The organism is Cupriavidus sp. WS (assembly GCF_000395345.1).
GTDB classification, from domain to species: Bacteria; Pseudomonadota; Gammaproteobacteria; order Burkholderiales; family Burkholderiaceae; genus Cupriavidus; species Cupriavidus basilensis_B.
In genome coordinates this window covers 33,228-50,501 of sequence record NZ_AQPL01000011.1, presented here as the reverse complement: position 1 = coordinate 50,501, position 17,274 = coordinate 33,228, and the positions used below count along the sequence as shown (strand labels likewise).

Below are 17,274 nucleotides of genomic sequence, written 5' to 3'. Positions count from 1 at the left end.
GGGCGCCCGCCGCCGCCGCGCCCGCCTGAATTCCCTTGTCCCCAGTAGGCCTTTACCGCGGAGTAGGTTTTGCGGCGCGCAGGCGTCGCAAATTCGGTACAGTTTTCGCGCGGTTTTCTGGCGTACTCCCCATTTTCTTAGTGGTTAACCCGCTCTTTAGGGGCCTCGCTCTATGAAAGCGTTGCACGTTTGAAACAGGCGGCACACCCCAGACGGGATAATGCACCCCTCAACTCGAGGAAGAGAGAAACGACAAGGAGCAGGCATGACCCATAAAAAGATCCTGGTGGCCAGCGTTGCCATGCTGATCGCAGGCGCCGCGCAGGCGCAGAGCGCCGGCAGCAACGTCGTCAGCCTGGGCTGGTTCCGGCTGATGCCGAACAGCTCGGCGGACCCGCTCACCGTGGACAGCATCAACGGCTTCCCGGTCGGCGTGCCCAAGGCCGGCACGGGTGCCGAGGTCAAGACGGCGGACACGGTGGGCATCTCGCTGGAGCACTATTTCACCGACAACATCGGCGTCGAGTTCGTGGTCGGCCTCCCGCCCAAGCATGACGTCGCGGGCGAGGGCGCCTTCGCCAAGTACGGCATGCTGGGCAACGTGAAGCAGTGGAGCCCGGCGATGCTGGTGAAGTACCACTTCCTGGAAGCCAAGTCCCGGTTCCGCCCCTATGTCGGCATCGGCGTGAACTACACGTGGTTTACCGACGAAACCATCAGCAACCAGACCTTCGTGAAATCCGAGTTCGGCCCGGGCGCGACCATGACGGCCAGCGCCAAGAGCTCGTGGAACCCGGTGTTCAACGTCGGCGCCAACTACGCCGTGACCGACAACTGGTTCGTCGGCCTCTCGGTGTCCTACCTGCCGCTGTCGACCACCGCCAGCTTCACGGCGCGCAACGCCGGCGCGGGCGCCAACCAGACCGTGCAGTCGCATACCAAGATCAAGATCGACCCGGTGGTGACGTTCCTGAGCGTGGGCTACCGCTTCTGAGCGCACGCCGAGCCACGCAAAAGGGCTTCCGTTTCCGGAAGCCCTTTTTTCTTCGCGGGGCGGGCGCAGGCGCGCGGTGCGCGCTTCAGCCCTTGACCGGATAACCGGCTTCCTCGATGGCCGCGCGCAGCGCCTCGGCGCTGGCCGTGGCTTCCACGGTCACGGCCTGCGCGGGGATGTCGGCCGAGACCTTGGCGGCCGGGTCGACGGCCTGCACGGCGCGGGTGATGGCGCCCACGCAGTGGCCGCACGACATGCCTTCAACCTGGAACTGGATCATCTGGGTTCTCCTGTTGGAACGGAAACGGGCGTAAACAAAAGCGCAATCGCCGGAGCGTACCAACCGCTGCGCGCGGCGGCCGGCCCTGCGATACGGTGTGAAGTGTGCACCTTCCCACTATGGGAAGCGCAAGCGCTTTTCCGGCGAAACGCCGGGTGCGGCAAAGTGACCTGGGCATGGCTTGATTCCGGCCTTGACCTTCCCAACATGGTAAGGTCCATGATGCGCTTGTCGTCACCGTGGAATCCTCTCCCTTCAAGCCATGTCCGCTTCATCCCAGACTCTTCCCCTGTCCGGCGCGCCGGATGCCGAATGGCGCCTGCCCATCGGCGGCATGACCTGCGCCTCGTGCGTGCGGCGCGTCGAGAACGCGCTGGCCAAGGTGCCCGGCGTGCGCCAGGTCGCCGTGAATCTCGCCACCGAGGAAGCCACGCTGCAGGCCGACAGCGCCGCCGTGCTGCCGGCCGCGGCGGCGGCGGTGAAGGCCGCCGGCTACGAAGTGCCGTACCAGGCCGTCGAGCTGTCGATCAGCGACATGACCTGCGCGTCCTGCGTGGCGCGCGTGGAGCGCGCGCTCAAGGCCGTGCCGGGCGTGGTCGACGCCCAGGTCAACCTGGCGACCGAGCGCGCGGCCGTGACCGTGCCGCGCGGCGCGGTGGACGCCGCCGCGCTGGTCGCCGCGGTGGCGCGCGCCGGTTATGGCGCGGTGCCGGTGAGCGAGGAGCAGCCGGCGGGCGCCGCGCCGCGCGAGAGCTTCTGGTCCGGGCCGTGGCCGGTGGCGCTCGCGGCCGCGCTGTCGCTGCCGCTGGTGGCGCCGATGGTGGCCGGGTGGTTCGGCGTGCACTGGATGCTGCCGGCGTGGGTGCAGTGGCTGCTGGCCACGCCGGTGCAGTTCGTGTTCGGCTGGCGCTTCTACAAGGCGGGCTGGAAGGCCGCGCGCGCCGGCGCCGGCAACATGGACCTGCTGGTCGCGCTCGGCACCTCGGCGGCCTACGGCCTGTCGCTGTGGCTGATGTGGCGCGGCGCGGACGGCATGCCGCACCTGTATTTCGAGAGCGCGGCGGTGGTCATCACGCTGGTGCGCCTGGGCAAGTGGATGGAGACGCGCGCCAAGCGCCAGACCGCGGAGGCGATCCGCGCGCTGGCGGCGCTGCGCCCGGACAGCGCCATCGTGCGCCGCGCCGGCGTGGAGGCCACGGTGCCGCTGGCGTCGGTGCGGGTGGGCGACGAGATCGTGGTGCTGCCGGGCGCGCGCGTGCCGGTGGACGCCGAAGTGACCGAGGGCACCAGCCATGCCGACGAATCGATGCTCACCGGCGAGAGCCTGCCGGTGCCCAAGGCGCCCGGCGACCGCCTCACCGGCGGCGCCATCAACTACGAAGGCCGGCTGGTGGCGCGCACCGTGGCGGTGGGCGCGGAAACGGTGCTGGCGCGCATCATCCGCATGGTGGAGCACGCGCAGGCGGCCAAGGCGCCGATCCAGCGCATGGTCGACAGCGTCAGCGCGGTGTTCGTGCCGGTGGTGCTGGGCATCGCGCTGCTCACGCTGCTGGGCTGGGGCGTGCTCGGCGGCAACTGGGAAGCGGCGCTGCTCAACGCGGTGGCGGTGCTGGTGATCGCCTGTCCGTGCGCACTGGGGCTGGCCACGCCGACCGCCATCATGGCCGGCACCGGCGCCGGCGCGCGCGCCGGCATCCTGATCAAGGACGCCGAGGCGCTCGAAGTGGCGCACCGCGTCAAGGTGGTGGCCTTCGACAAGACCGGCACGCTCACGGTCGGCAAGCCGGAAGTGGTGGCGCTGGCGGTGCCGGAGGGCGCGGGCGACGGCGAGGCACTGCGCGTGCTGGCGCTGCTGGCCGCGCTGCAGGCCGGCAGCGAGCATCCGCTCGCGCACGCGGTGCTGGCCGCGGCACGCGCGCGCGGCGTGACGGCGCCGGCCGCCGCCGAGGTGCGCGCGCTGCCGGGCGTGGGCCTGGCCGGCACGGTCGGGGGCATGGCGCTGCAGCTCGGCAGCGAGCGGCTGCGCGCCTCGCTGGGCGCGGCGGCGGGTACGCTGCAGGCGCGCGCGCAGGCGCTGCAGGACGAAGGGCGCACGGTGTCGTGGCTGATCGATGCCGGCGTGGCCGGCGCGCCGCGCGTGCTGGGGCTGGTGGCCTTCGGCGACGCCATCAAGCCCGGCGCGCGCCGCGCCATCGAGCGGCTGCGCGCGGCCGGCGTGCGCACCGTGATGCTGTCGGGCGACAACCGCGGCGCCGCCGCGCGCGTGGCCGAGGCGCTCGGCATCGACGAAGTGCAGGCCGAGGTGCTGCCCGCCGACAAGGCCGAGCGCGTGCTGGCGCTCAAGGCCGGCGGCGCGGTGGTGGCGATGGTCGGCGACGGCATCAACGACGCGCCGGCGCTGGCCGCGGCCGACGTGGGCATCGCCATGTCGACCGGCACCGACGTGGCCATGCATGCCGCCGGCATCACGCTGATGCGCGGCGACCCGGCGCTGGTGGCCGACGCGCTGGGCATCTCGCACCGCACCGTGCGCAAGATCCGCGAGAACCTGTTCTGGGCCTTCTTCTACAATGTGATCGGCATCCCGCTGGCGGCGGCCGGCCTGCTCAACCCGGTGGTGGCGGGCGCGGCGATGGCGTTCTCCAGCGTGAGCGTGGTCGGCAACGCGCTGCTGCTGCGGCGCTGGAAACCGGCGGGAGAACAAGCATGAATATCGGCGATGCGGCACAGGCCTCGGGCGTGTCCGCCAAGATGATCCGGCACTACGAAGCGATCGGCCTGGTGGCGCCGCCGCCGCGCAGCGAGGGCGGCTACCGCCGCTACGACGAGCGCGCGGTGCACACCTTGCGCTTCGTGCGGCGGGCCCGTAATCTCGGGTTCTCGCTGGACGAGATCCGCGGCCTGCTGTCGCTGTGGCACGACCGCGCGCGCGCCAGCGCCGACGTCAAGGCGCTGACCCTGCGCCACGTGGCGGACCTGGAGCAGCGCATCGCCGAGCTGGCCGCCATGCGCGACACGCTGCGCCAACTGGCCGAGGCGTGCAGCGGCGACCACCGGCCGGATTGCCCGATCCTGGCCGACATGGCGCGGCTCGGCGACGGCGAAGTCGACGGAAAAGCGGGCAGAGAAGCGGACAGAGACGCGGATGGCGATGGCGGCGGCGATGGCGACATGGCGCTGCCATCCTGCCACCGCCACGGCGCGGCGGCCTAGCCGCGCCCCGGCACAGGCGCGCCGGCGGGCGCAACGCGAGCGGAACGGACATGGAGACCAAACGGATGGACCAACCGAGTACCGCTGTCCCTGCTGTTCCCGCCGAGCCCGGCGGCGCGCCGCGGCCCGCGCCGGGCGCGGGTGGGTACGCCGGCCCGGATGAGGACCAGGGCGCGCCCGCGCGGCCGCTGGTGCCCGCCGAGAGCCGCCAGCGCATGCGCGACGGCACCGAGCTGCTGCTGCGCACCTGGCAGCCCGATCCCGCCCTGTTCCCCGAAGCCACCGGCTCGCTGCTGCTGGTGCACGGCCTGGCCGAGCACTGCGGGCGCTACCAGCATGTGGCCGAATTGCTGTGCGGCCTGGGCCTGCGCGTGCGCGCCTACGACCAGCGCGGCCACGGCGCCAGCGGCGGCGCGCGCATGGTGGCGCCGCATCCCGACATCTACGTCGAAGACCTTGCCGAGATCCATGACGCCGCCGTGGGCCAATGGCAGGAACTGCCGTTCCTGCTGGGCCACAGCATGGGCGGGCTGGTGGCGGCGCGCTTCGCCACCGCGCGCGTGCGGCCGGTGCGCGCGCTGGTGCTGTCGTCGCCGGCGCTGGCGCTGCGCCTGTCCGGCGCGATGCTGATGCTGCACCGCGCGCTGCTGACGCTGGCGCCGAACCTGCGCGTGCCCAATCCGATCGAGGCGCGCTACCTGTCGCACGACGCGGCGGTGGTGGCGCAGTACCGCGCCGACCCGCTGGTGCAGGGCACCATCAGCGCCGGCGTGCTGGAGACCTTCGTGCGCGGCATGGCGCAGGCGCAGGCCGACGCGCCGCTGCTCGAAGCCCCCGCGCTGCTGCTGGTGGCCGGCGCCGACCGCATCGTCGACGCGGCCGGCAGCCGCCGCTTCTTCGACGCCGCGCCGCCGGACCTGCGCGAGATGCGCTGGTTCGACGGCGGCTACCATGAGATCTTCAACGAAGCGCAGCCGCTGCGCGGCGAGGTGTTCGCCGCGCTGGCCGGCTGGCTGCGCCAGCACCTGCAACCGCAGGCATGACCGCGGGCGCGTGAACCATCGCGCGCCACGACGGCCCAAGACCGGCAGGCCGCGCCCCGGCGCAGGCCCATCTTCAACCATTGCAACCGCGGCGCAAGGCCAGACAAAGACAAAAGCATGGAGACTTACGACTACATCATCGTCGGCGCGGGATCGGCCGGCTGCGTGCTGGCCAACCGCCTGACCCAGGACCCCGACGTGAGCGTGCTGCTGCTCGAGGCGGGCGGGCGCGACGACTATCACTGGATTCACATCCCGGTGGGCTACCTGTACTGCATCGGCAACCCGCGCACCGACTGGATGTACCGCACCACCGCGCAGGCCGGGCTCAACGGCCGCGCGCTCGGTTATCCGCGCGGGCGCGTGCTGGGCGGCTCGTCGTCGATCAACGGCATGATCTACATGCGCGGCCAGCGCGAGGACTACGACGACTGGGCGCGCCTGACCGGCGACGACGGCTGGCGCTGGGACAATGTGCTGCCGCTGTTCAAGCGCAGCGAGGACCATCACCGCGGCGCCAGCGCGTTCCACGGCGCCGGCGGCGAGTGGCGCGTGGAGGGCCAGCGGCTGCGCTGGGACATCCTGGAGCGCTTCATCGACGCGGCCGGGCAGGCCGGCATCCCGCGCACCGACGACTTCAACCGCGGCGACAACTTCGGCGTGGGCTACTTCGAGGTCAACCAGCGCCGCGGCATCCGCTGGAACACCGCCAAGGCCTTCCTGCGGCGCGCGGCCGAGCGGCCCAACCTGACCATCATCACCGGCGCGCAGGTCAGCGCGCTGAACTTCGATGCCCGCCGCTGCAGCGGCGTGGCCTATCTGGGCGGCGGCGCCGCGCATGCGGCCGCGGCGCGCGAGGAAGTCATCCTCGCGGCCGGCGCGGTCAATTCGCCGCAGCTGCTGGAGCTGTCCGGCATCGGCCAGCCCGAGCGCCTGGGCGCGCTCGGCATCGCGGTGCGCCATGCGCTGCCGGGCGTGGGCGAGAACCTGCAGGACCACCTGCAGCTGCGCACCGTGGTCAAGGTGGAGGGCGTGCGCACGCTCAACACGCGCGCGGCAAGCTGGTGGGGCAAGCTCGGCATCGGCCTGCAGTACGCGATCAACCAGAGCGGGCCGATGAGCATGGCGCCGTCGCAGCTGGGCGCGTTCGCGCGCTCGGACGCCACGCAGGCGCGCGCCAACCTGGAGTACCACGTGCAGCCGCTGTCGCTCGACAAGTTCGGCGATCCGCTGCACCGCTTCAACGCGTTCACCGCGAGCGTGTGCAACCTGCGCCCGACCTCGCGCGGCAGCGTGCACATCGGCGACGCCGATTTCCGCAAGGCGCCGCTGATCGAGCCCAACTACCTCGCCACCGAAGAAGACCGCAAGGTGGCCGCGGACTCGCTGCGGCTGACGCGGCGCATCGTGGCCGCGCCGGCGCTGGCGCCGTACAAGCCGCAGGAATGGCTGCCGGGCCCGGCCTTCGAGACCGACGCGCAGCTGGCGCAGGCCGCCGGCGAGATCGGCACCACCATCTTCCACCCGGTCGGCACCTGCCGCATGGGGCGCGCGGACGATCCGGACGCGGTGGTGGATCAGCGCCTGCGCGTGATCGGCGTCGACGGGCTGCGCGTGGTGGATGCGTCGGTGATGCCGCTGATCACGTCGGGCAACACCAACTCGCCGACCATCATGATCGCCGAGCGCGCCAGCGACATGATCCGCGAGGACCGCCGCCGGCGCATCGGCGGCACGGCGGCGACGGCTGCTGCTGCCGGCACCGCCGCCGCGGCCAGCGTGCCCGACGCGCTCCATGCGAAGGGCGGCGCGGCGGCACGGACCTGAGCCCCGGACCTGACTGCCGGACCTGACATCTGGTTCATGTTTCATGATCAGTGCAAACCCGGATGTTTTGCGACGCAGCAGACGCACACAATAGACGCCCAGATGCCGTGCAGCAGCGCTCACATTGGCGCGCCCTACCCAGGGCGCGTCGCGCGTTGAAGGCCCGGCGCACGGCGCGGGTGCATGACCGCATCGGCGGCAACAAAAAAAGACAAGCGGCGCATAAGCGGCAGACAAGCCGCAGCAAGCCGCGACAGCCACGGGGAGCGCGACTGGATTGGCGTGACTCGTGCGGTGGTGGCGCAAACAGCGCCACGGTTCTGACCATTTGGCGGTGCCGACCAGAAGCCGGCGCCGCGACAAGAGGGCGGGCAGGAGACCATGAGCGAGCAAGACACGATCCTCGAGACGCGGAACCTCACGAAGGAATTCAAGGGGTTCACCGCGGTAAGCGACGTCAACCTGAAGGTGCGGCGCGGCTCCATCCATGCCTTGATCGGCCCCAACGGCGCCGGCAAGACGACATGCTTCAACCTGCTGACGAAGTTCCTCGAGCCGACCACGGGGACCATTCTCTTCAACGGCATCGACATCACGCGCGAAGCGCCCGCGCAGATCGCGCGGCGCGGCGTGATCCGCTCGTTCCAGATCTCGGCGGTGTTCCCGCACCTGACGGTGCTGGAGAACGTGCGCATCGGCCTGCAGCGCCAGCTCGGCACGTCCTACCATTTCTGGCGCAGCGAGCGCACGCTCGACGTGCTCAACGAGCGCAGCATGGACCTGCTCGAGCAGGTCGGCCTGGCCGACGCCGCGCAGATCGTCACCGTCAACCTGCCGTACGGCCGCAAGCGCGCGCTCGAGATCGCCACTACGCTGGCGATGGAGCCGGAGCTGATGCTGCTGGACGAGCCCACGCAGGGCATGGGCCACGAGGACGTGGCGCGCGTCACCGAGCTGATCCGCCAGGTGGCGGCCGGGCGCACCATCCTGATGGTCGAGCACAACATGAACGTGGTGTCGTCGATCGCCGACAAGATCACCGTATTGCAGCGCGGCGCGATTCTCGCCGAGGGGCCCTACGCGGAGGTGTCGAAGGACCCGCGCGTGATGGAAGCCTACATGGGCACCGTCGAGGCCGAGCTGCAGGGCGCGCACTGAGGAATCCGCATGAGCACAACATCGGCGACGCCCGCACTCGAAATCAAGGACCTGCACGCCTGGTACGGCGAATCGCACATTCTGCACGGCGTGGACCTGACCGTGAACCGCGGCGAGGTGGTCACGCTGCTGGGCCGCAACGGCGCCGGGCGCACCACCACGCTGCGCGCCATCATGGGCCTGACCGGCCAGCGCAAGGGCTCGATCCGCGTCAACGGCACCGAGACCATCGGCATGCCCACGCACAAGATCGCGCATTGCGGCATCGGCTACTGCCCGGAGGAGCGCGGCATCTTCGCCAGCCTGTCGTGCGAGGAGAACCTGATGCTGCCGCCGCTGCTCAAGGGCAAGGGCGGCGGCAATGGCGGCGCCGGCATGAGCGAGGCCGAGATCTACGAGATGTTCCCCAACCTCAAGGAGCGCCGCCAGAGCCAGGGCACGCGCCTGTCGGGCGGCGAGCAGCAGATGCTGGCGGTGGGGCGCATCCTGCGCACCGGCGCCAACCTGCTGCTGCTCGACGAGATCTCCGAGGGCCTCGCGCCGGTGATCGTGCAGGCGCTGGCGCGCATGATCCTGATGCTCAAGAAGAAGGGCTACACGGTGGTGATGGTGGAGCAGAACTTCCGCTTCGCCGCGCCGCTGGCCGACCGCTTTTACGTGATGGAGCACGGCACCATCGTCGAGCGTTTCGCAGCGGCGGAACTGCAGGCCAAGATGCCGGTGCTCAACGAGCTGCTCGGGGTCTGATGCGGCGCGCGCCGCGCGCGGGCATCGCGGGCATTTGTTTCAGGGCAGGAACGGGTGGCGACAAGTGCCGCCGAAACTAAGGAGACAGGTAATGAAAATGACTCGGCTGGCGGCTGCTCTGGCGGCCATCGTAACGGGCGTGGCAACGGGCTCGGCCTCGGCACAGGTTTCGGGCGATACGGTCAAGATCGGCTACATCACCGACATGTCGGGCCTGTATGCCGACATCGACGGCCCGGCCGGCCTCGAAGCCATCAAGATGGCGATCGAGGACGCGGGCGGCAAGGCGCTGGGCAAGCCGATCGAGCTGGTCTCGGCCGATCACCAGAACAAGGCCGACATCGCCGCCTCGAAGGCGCGCGAATGGATGGACCAGCAGGGCCTGGACATGCTGCTCGGCGGCACCAACTCCGCCACCGGCCTGGCGATGGCCAAGGTGGCGGCGGAGAAGAAGAAGGTCTACTTCAACATCGGCGCCGGCTCGGCGCGCCTGACCAACGAGGAGTGCTCGCCGTACACGGTGCACTACGCATACGACACGGTGGCGCTGGCCAAGGGCACCGGCAGCGCGGTGGTCAAGCAGGGCGGCAAGTCGTGGTTCTTCCTGACCGCCGACTACGCGTTCGGCCACTCGCTCGAGCAGGACACCGCGGCGGTGGTGAAGGCCAACGGCGGCACCGTGGTGGGCCAGGTGCGCCATCCGCTCAACGCATCCGACTTCTCCTCGTTCCTGCTGCAGGCGCAGTCGTCCAAGGCGCAGATCCTGGGCCTGGCCAATGCCGGCGGCGACACCATCAACGCGATCAAGGCGGCCAAGGAATTCGGCATCACCAAGTCGATGAAGATCGCCGGGCTGCTGATGTTCATCAACGACGTGCACAGCCTGGGGCTGAAGAACACCGAAGGCCTGCTGATGACCGACAGCTGGTACTGGGACATGAACGACGAGACGCGCAAGTTCGCCACGCGTTTCTTCGGCAAGACCAAGAAGATGCCGAGCAGCCTGCAGGCCGCCGACTACTCCGCCATCCGCACCTACCTGAGGGCGGTGGAGACGGCCAAGACGGACGATCCGGACAAGGTCATGGCCGAGCTGAAGAAGGCCAAGATCGACGACTTCTACACCAAGGGCTACATCCGCCAGGACGGCCGCGCCATCCACGACATGTACCTGATGCAGGTGAAGTCGCCGGCGGAGTCGAAGAAGCCGTGGGACTACCTGAAGGTGGCCGCCACCATCCCGGGCGACCAGGCCTTCACCACGGTGGCGGAATCGAAGTGCGCGCTGCTGAAGAAGTGAGCGCCTGAGCTGCGAGTGCTGTCCCCGCCGCGGCGGCCCGGGTTGCGGGCGCCGCGGCTTCGCTTCATCTGACTGCGCCCGCGCGGGAGGCCATCGCGCCTCCCGGCCGGCGCGCGAACGGTAACGCCCGCGATGGACATCTTCGGTATTCCCTTGCCCGCCATGCTGTCCCAGTTGCTGCTGGGGCTGGTCAACGGTGCTTTCTACGCGATGCTGAGCCTTGGCCTGGCGGTGATCTTCGGCCTGCTCAACGTCATCAATTTCGCCCACGGGGCGCTGTTCATGCTGGGCGCGGTGCTGGCCTGGATGGGCATGAACTACTTCGAGCTCAACTACTGGGTGATGCTGGTGCTGTCGCCGCTGGTGGTGGCGCTGCTCGGGGTGGTGATCGAGCGCACCATGCTGCGCTGGATCTACAAGCTCGACCATATCTACGGCCTGCTGCTCACGCTGGGCATCACGCTGGTGATCGAAGGCATCTTCCGCTCGATCTACGGCGTGTCCGGCCTGCCGTACTCGACGCCGGAGCTGCTCTCCGGCGCGACCGACCTCGGCTTCATGATCCTGCCCAACTACCGCGCCTGGGTGGTGGTGGCGTCGCTGGCGGTGTGCTTCGCCACGTGGTTCCTGATCGAGAAGACCAAGCTCGGCGCCTACCTGCGCGCCGGCACCGAGAACCCCAAGCTGGTGGAGGCGTTCGGCGTCAACGTGCCGCTGATGGTGACGCTGACCTACGGCTTCGGCGTGGCGCTGGCGGCGTTCGCCGGCGTGCTGGCCGCGCCGGTGATCCAGATCTCGCCGCTGATGGGGCAGAACCTGATCATCATCGTGTTCGCCGTGGTGGTGATCGGCGGCATGGGCTCGATCATGGGCTCGATCCTCACCGGCCTGGGGCTGGGCGTGATCGAGGGGCTGACCAAGGTGTTCTACCCCGAAGCGTCGTCCACGGTGGTGTTCTTCATCATGGTGATCGTGCTGATGCTGCGCCCGGCCGGGCTGTTCGGGAGGGAGAAGTGATGAGCCAGACATCGGGCGCGGCCACGGCCGCCGGGCAGACAAGACAGGGGCGGGGCGTGCAGAAGAAACTGTGGCTGGGGTATGGATTGCTGCTGGTGGCGCTGCTGGTGGCGCCGATGGCCGGGGCGTATCCGGTGTTCGTGCTCAAGGTGCTGTGCTTCGCGCTGTTCGCGTGCGCGTTCAACCTGCTGATCGGCTACACCGGGCTGCTGTCGTTCGGGCACGCGGCCTTCTTCGGCGGCGCCGCCTACATGGCCGGCCATGCCATGAAGGTGTGGGGCGTGACGCCGGAGGTGGGGCTGGTGCTGGGCACGCTGACCGGCGCGGTGATCGGCTACGTGGTGGGCTGGATCGCGATCCGCCGCCAGGGCATCTATTTCTCCATGATCACGCTGGCGCTGGCGCAGATGCTGTTCTTCTTCTGCCTGCAGGTGCCCTACACCGGCGGCGAGGACGGCCTGCAGGGCATTCCGCGCGGCAAGCTGTTCGGCGTGCTGCCGCTGGACAGCGACCTGACGCTGTACTACGTGGCGCTGCTGATCATCGTGCTGGCCTTCGCGCTGATCGTGCGCACCGTGCATTCGCCGTTCGGGCAGATCCTCAAGGCGATCAAGGAAAACGAGCCGCGCACCATCTCGCTGGGCTACGGCACCGACCGCTTCAAGCTGATGGTGTTCGTGCTGTCGGCGGCGCTGTCCGGGCTGGCCGGCTCGATCAAGGCGCTGGTGCTGGGCTTCGCCACGCTGACCGACGTGCACTGGTCGATGTCGGGCTCGGTGATCCTGATGACGCTGGTGGGCGGCCTGGGCACGCTGTCGGGCCCGCTGGTGGGCGCCTTCGTGGTGGTGGCGCTGGAGAACAAGCTCGGCGACATCGGCAATTTCCTGGCCTCGGCCACCGGCATCGAGTGGTTCGGCTCGCTGGGCGAGTCGGTGACGATGGTCACCGGCGTGATCTTCGTGATCTGCGTGCTGACCTTCCGGCGCGGCATCATGGGCGAGTTGCTGGCCCGCTTGGGCAGGGCCCGCGAGTGATCACGGGGAGACATGCCCGATTTTGGGGCTAGGGTTTCTTCTAGCTTGTCCAAAACGCACCGCTTCGTTACATTGCATATACGGTTTTCGCAGGTTAGATGGAGGCGGAAGCGAGGAGACGACAGGCGCGCGGTCACTAGGCTGCAGTGTCAATATAAGACGAGGGCGTTGCCGGGTGATCCCTGGCAACGCCTTTTTTCATGTCCGCGCGCACCGCTTTCGTGCCCGACTTTGGTGCGCCGGAGCGCGCCATGCGGAATCTGCATAAGGACGGCCAGGGCCACATGAGACAATCCGTCTCCACCTTCCGTGCCCGCCATGTCTTCCGATTCTTCCCCTTTGCTGCCTCATGCGTCTCATGCATCTCATGAGCGGCAGGATGCGCCTGTTCCGTCGATGCCCGCCGTATCGCCCCGCGTGCGCCTCGCGGTTACGGCCGATGCCGGGCGGCTGGACGCCTGGCTCCAGGCCGCGCAGCCGCTGCCGGTGGCCGCCGCGCGCGCGCGGCAGGCGCTGGTGGAGAGCCTGCTGGCGCGGCCCGAGCGCGGCGCCTGCGTGGTGGCCGAGGCTGCGGCCGAAGGTGCTGCCGACACGGTGGCTTCCGATGTGGCCGCGGCGGGCGAGGGCGGGGCGGCGCTGCTGGGCTGCCTGCCGGCCACGCTGGTGCCGCATCTCGGCCTTGGCGGCCTGGCGGCGTTCGCCGCGGAATGGTGGATGCCGCCAGTCGCCGGAGACGATGCACAATCCGCCGCGCGGGATGCGGCGCTGCTGCTGGCCTGCTGCGGCCTGCTGGCCGACTGGTGCCGGGCGCACGGCGTGCGCCACCTGCTGCTCGCGCCCGCGCTGCTGACGGCGCCGCAGGCGGCGGCCGCGGGTTTCGGGCCACATGCCGGCGGCTTGTGGCATCGCGGCCTGGCGCCCGCGCACAAGCATCTTGGCTGAGGCGGCGCCATCGGCGCGCCGTTTTCCGCGGCCGTCGCCATTGTCGCCATCGTCGCCATCACCGCTTCCGCTTTCGCCTTCCTCCTTCATCCCTTCTCCGTTTCCCGAGCGTTCATGGAATTCGCGTTTCTCGCTGTCGCCGCCTTTCTTGCCGGCCTGATCGATGCTGTCGCCGGCGGCGGCGGGCTGGTGCAGATCCCGGCCCTGTTCTCGGCCTATCCCGGCATGCCGCCGGCCACGCTGATCGGCACCAACAAGATCGCCTCGCTCTCGGGCACCGCCAACGCGGCGGTGCGCTACGGGCGCAGCGTGCGCATCTACTGGGGCGCGACCCTGCCGGCGATGCTGTCGGCGTTCGCCTTCTCGATGGCGGGCGCCTATGCGCTGACGCTGATTCCGGCCGGGCCGCTGCGCAAGTCGCTGCCGTTCGTGCTGGTGATCCTGCTGGTCTACACGGTGGCCAAGAAAAACCTGGGCACCGAGCACGCGCCCACGCTCTCGGGCGGCCGGGAGCGCGCGGCGGCGCTGCTGGCCGGCGCGGCGATCGGCTTCTACGACGGCGTGTTCGGTCCCGGCACCGGCAGCTTCCTGATGATCGTGTTCGTGCGCGTGTTCGGCTACGACTTCCTGCACGCCTCGGCCTCGACCAAGGTGGTCAACCTCGCCACCAACCTCGCGGCCCTGCTGCTGCTGGCGGCCAAGGGGCACGTGTGGTGGCAGCTCGGCCTGGTGATGGCGGTGGCCAACGTGGCGGGCAGCCAGGTGGGCAGCCGGCTGGCGCTCAAGCACGGCAGCGGCTTCGTGCGGCGCGTGTTCATCGTGGTGGTGGCGGCGCTGATCGTGAAGACCGCGTGGGATGCGTTCGGGCATTGAGCGCGACATCTGCGCGGCGGCGCGCGGTGTGTCGCGCGGGCGGCGCTCCGGGTTAATCCTGCTTTGCGCGTCATATCGCTGTTGCTAGACTCGCTACGCATTCCCGACCGTGCGGTCGGCGAATCAGCGACATCAGCCGCATCAGCCGCATCGGCGACATCAGTGGCAACGTGCCGCCGGGGTGGACGCGCAGGACGGGAGATAGGCGGTGCGCGGCGGACGGGTTCGGCGCGCGCCGGGCAGCAGGCAGGCGCCGGCGTTGCGCCTGGACACGGGTCCGCGAGGACACCGGAACAAGACCAAGACAGGCAGGCACAAGGGCAGGCACGAGATCGGGCCCAAGAAGACCAGACCGGGGCATCCGACCGGCCGCAAGCCGGCGCGGATGCCCTTTTCGTTTGCCGCAACGGAGGAGACACGATGACATTCAAGCGCGCCAGCCTGCTGGCTTTCGCCGCCGCCGCCCTGTGCGCGGGCACCGCCAGCGCACAGGTCAAGGTAGGGGTGACGGTTTCGGCCACGGGCCCCGCGGCTTCGCTGGGCATCCCCGAGAAGAACACCATCTCGCTGCTGCCGAAGGAGATCGCCGGCAAGAAGATCGAGTACATCGTGCTCGACGACGCCTCCGACACCACCACCGCGGTCAAGAACACGCGCAAGCTGATCAGCGAGGACAAGGTCGACGTGGTGATCGGCTCCACCGTCACGCCGAACTCGCTGGCGATGGTCGACGTGGCGGCCGAGAACGAGACGCCGATGATCACGCTGGCTGCCTCGGCGCGCATCATCGAACCGATGGACGCCAAGCGCGCATGGGTCTTCAAGACGCCGCAGAACGACTCGCACATGGCGACCGCCATCGCCGAGCACATGACCGACCACAACGTGAAGACGGTGGCGTTCATCGGCTTCGCGGACGCCTACGGCGACAGTTGGGCGCAGGAGTTCGCCAAGGTCGGCGAGATGCGCAAGATCAAGGTGGTGGCCAACGAGCGCTTCGCGCGCACCGACACCTCGGTCACGGGCCAGGTGCTGAAGATGATGGCCGCCAACCCGGACGCGGTGCTGATCGCCGGCTCGGGCACGCCCGCCGCGCTGCCGGCCAAGGCGCTCAAGGAGCGCGGCTGGAAGGGCAGGATCTACCAGACGCACGGCGTGGCCAACGCGGACTTCCTGCGCGTCTGCGCCAAGGATTGCGAAGGCACCTTCCTGCCGGCCGGCCCGCTGCTGGTGGCCGAGCAACTGCCCGACGGCAACCCGGTGAAGAAGCCCGCGCTGGCCTACAAGACGGCCTACGAGAAAGCCTTCGGCGGACAGGTCTCCACGTTCGGCGGCCATGCCTGGGACGCGGGCCTGCTGCTGCAGCGCGCGATCCCGGAAGCGCTGAAGAAGGGCCAGCCCGGCACCAGGGAATTCCGCAAGGGACTGCGCGACGCGATGGAGCAGACCAGGGAGCTGCCGATCTCGCACGGCATCATGAACATGACGGCGAACGACCATCTCGGCCTCGACCAGCGCGCGCGCGTGATGGTGCTGATCGCCGACGGCAAGTGGAAGCTGCAGACCAAGTAGGCCGGCTTCGGGGCTGAAGCCAGGGCAGGGCGCATGGTCAGCCATGCGCCCTTTTTGTTTGTCTCGCCGTGCTGTCGCGGCGGCTCGTGCCGCGCAAGCTAGGGTTGGTCGGGATTTTCGCTATGCGTAACTTGTTTACTATTTCGTAATCCGTGATGCCAGCCCGCCGGCGCCCCCCGCCGGCCGGGCATATCAAACAAATACGGGGAGACAATGGACCTCTCGATTGCCGCCATCCTGGCGCAGGACGGGATCACCTCGGGTGCCATCTACGCGCTGCTGGCGCTGGCCCTGGTGCTGGTGTTCTCGGTGACGCGCGTCATCTTCATTCCGCAAGGGGAGTTCGTCGCCTACGGCGCGCTCACGCTGGCGGCGATCCAGGCCGGCCACGCGCCGCAGAGCAGCTGGCTGCTGCTGGGCATGGGCGCGCTGACCTTCGTCTACGACACCGCGACGGTGCTGCGCAACGCCGAACTGCGCCGCACCGCGGGCACGCGGCTGGCGGTGCTGGCGGGCAAGTACCTCGCGTTTCCGCTCGCGGTGCACCTGCTGGCGCAGCAATACGGCGCGCAGCCGATGCCGATGGCCGCGCAGATCGCGCTCACGCTGCTGATCGTGATTCCGCTGGGTCCGATGCTGTACCGCCTGGCCTACCAGCCGCTGGCCGAGGCCAGCACGCTGGTGCTGCTGATCGTCTCGGTCGGCGTGCACTTCGCGCTGGTGGGGCTGGGGCTGGTGATGTTCGGCGCGGAGGGCTCGCGCACCACGGCGTTCTCCGAGGCGCGCTTCGAGGTGGGCAGCCTGACGGTGTCGGGGCAGAGCCTGTGGGTGGTGGGCGTGTCGGGCCTGCTGATCGCCGCGCTGTACTTCTACTTCGAGCGCACGCTCACCGGCAAGGCGCTGCGCGCCACCGCCGTCAACCGGCTCGGCGCGCGCCTGGTGGGCATCGGCACCACGCAGGCCGGGCGCCTGTCGTTCACGCTGGCCGCGGCAATGGGCGCGCTGTGCGGCATCCTGATCGCGCCACTGACCACGGTCTATTACGAGTCCGGTTTCCTGATTGGCCTCAAGGGCTTCGTCGGCGCCATCGTTGGCGGGCTGGTGAGCTATCCGGTGGCGGCCGCGGGCGCCGTCCTCGTCGGGCTGCTCGAATCGTATTCGTCCTTCTGGGCCAGCGCGTTCAAGGAGGTCATCGTGTTCACCCTGATCCTGCCCGTGCTGCTGTGGCGCTCGCTCAACGGCAAGCACGTGGAAGACGAGGAATAAGGAGCAGG

At 69.4% G+C, this 17,274-nt stretch carries 15 protein-coding genes; 14 read left to right on the top strand and 1 reads right to left on the bottom strand.

Annotated features, from left to right (window positions below; translation table 11 throughout):
• Positions 1 to 265: 265 nt before the first annotated feature.
• The gene (locus K206_RS0100685) at positions 266 to 994 is read left to right on the top strand and encodes an OmpW family protein (RefSeq protein ID WP_020200482.1); all 729 of its coding nucleotides are present in this window, start codon (positions 266 to 268) and stop codon (positions 992 to 994) included.
• Between the two features lie 85 nt (positions 995 to 1,079).
• Here K206_RS0100685 and K206_RS0100680 read toward each other — a convergent pair whose 3' ends face one another.
• The gene (locus tag K206_RS0100680) at positions 1,080 to 1,274 is read right to left on the bottom strand and encodes a heavy-metal-associated domain-containing protein (RefSeq protein WP_020200481.1); all 195 of its coding nucleotides are present in this window, start codon (positions 1,272 to 1,274) and stop codon (positions 1,080 to 1,082) included.
• Positions 1,275 to 1,536: 262 nt separating this feature from the next.
• Here K206_RS0100680 and K206_RS0100675 point away from each other — a divergent pair, with 262 nt between their 5' ends.
• The 13 genes from K206_RS0100675 (at position 1,537) to K206_RS0100615 (ending at position 17,266) form a co-directional block, all read left to right on the top strand.
• Positions 1,537 to 3,984: a heavy metal translocating P-type ATPase gene (locus K206_RS0100675; protein ID WP_020200480.1), complete on the top strand. Its 2,448-nt coding sequence runs from the start codon at positions 1,537 to 1,539 to the stop codon at positions 3,982 to 3,984.
• Positions 3,981 to 4,487: a Cu(I)-responsive transcriptional regulator gene (gene cueR / locus K206_RS37245; protein ID WP_020200479.1), complete on the top strand. Its 507-nt coding sequence runs from the start codon at positions 3,981 to 3,983 to the stop codon at positions 4,485 to 4,487. Before K206_RS0100675 ends, cueR begins: the two co-directional genes overlap by 4 nt.
• 65 nt (positions 4,488 to 4,552) lie before the next feature.
• Positions 4,553 to 5,530 carry an alpha/beta hydrolase gene (locus tag K206_RS0100665; RefSeq protein WP_081651268.1) on the top strand — a complete coding sequence of 326 codons (978 nt, stop codon included), beginning with the start codon at positions 4,553 to 4,555 and terminating at the stop codon, positions 5,528 to 5,530.
• A gap of 117 nt (positions 5,531 to 5,647) precedes the next feature.
• Positions 5,648 to 7,357, top strand: a complete 1,710-nt coding sequence (locus K206_RS0100660; protein ID WP_020200477.1) for a GMC family oxidoreductase — start codon at positions 5,648 to 5,650, stop codon at positions 7,355 to 7,357.
• Positions 7,358 to 7,738: 381 nt separating this feature from the next.
• Positions 7,739 to 8,515: an ABC transporter ATP-binding protein gene (locus K206_RS0100655; RefSeq protein WP_020200476.1), complete on the top strand. Its 777-nt coding sequence runs from the start codon at positions 7,739 to 7,741 to the stop codon at positions 8,513 to 8,515.
• Positions 8,516 to 8,524: 9 nt separating this feature from the next.
• Entirely contained in the window at positions 8,525 to 9,262 is a 738-nt protein-coding gene (locus tag K206_RS0100650; protein WP_020200475.1) for an ABC transporter ATP-binding protein, read from the top strand.
• Between the two features lie 91 nt (positions 9,263 to 9,353).
• Positions 9,354 to 10,562, top strand: a complete 1,209-nt coding sequence (locus tag K206_RS0100645) for an ABC transporter substrate-binding protein (protein WP_020200474.1) — start codon at positions 9,354 to 9,356, stop codon at positions 10,560 to 10,562.
• 132 nt (positions 10,563 to 10,694) lie between these two features.
• Positions 10,695 to 11,579 (top strand): branched-chain amino acid ABC transporter permease, encoded by an 885-nt coding sequence (locus tag K206_RS0100640; protein ID WP_020200473.1) that lies wholly within the window; start codon positions 10,695 to 10,697, stop codon positions 11,577 to 11,579.
• Positions 11,579 to 12,613 carry a branched-chain amino acid ABC transporter permease gene (locus K206_RS0100635; protein WP_029043064.1) on the top strand — a complete coding sequence of 345 codons (1,035 nt, stop codon included), beginning with the start codon at positions 11,579 to 11,581 and terminating at the stop codon, positions 12,611 to 12,613. The genes K206_RS0100640 and K206_RS0100635 overlap by 1 nt, the downstream gene beginning before the upstream one ends.
• Before the next feature lie 396 nt (positions 12,614 to 13,009).
• Positions 13,010 to 13,555 (top strand): hypothetical protein, encoded by a 546-nt coding sequence (locus K206_RS0100630; RefSeq protein WP_020200471.1) that lies wholly within the window; start codon positions 13,010 to 13,012, stop codon positions 13,553 to 13,555.
• A gap of 114 nt (positions 13,556 to 13,669) precedes the next feature.
• A complete protein-coding gene (locus K206_RS0100625; protein WP_020200470.1) occupies positions 13,670 to 14,428 on the top strand; it encodes a TSUP family transporter in 759 nt (252 codons plus the stop codon).
• A gap of 420 nt (positions 14,429 to 14,848) precedes the next feature.
• Positions 14,849 to 16,000, top strand: a complete 1,152-nt coding sequence (locus tag K206_RS0100620) for an ABC transporter substrate-binding protein (protein WP_020200469.1) — start codon at positions 14,849 to 14,851, stop codon at positions 15,998 to 16,000.
• 213 nt (positions 16,001 to 16,213) lie between these two features.
• The gene (locus tag K206_RS0100615; RefSeq protein ID WP_020200468.1) at positions 16,214 to 17,266 is read left to right on the top strand and encodes a branched-chain amino acid ABC transporter permease; all 1,053 of its coding nucleotides are present in this window, start codon (positions 16,214 to 16,216) and stop codon (positions 17,264 to 17,266) included.
• Positions 17,267 to 17,274: the final 8 nt, after the last annotated feature.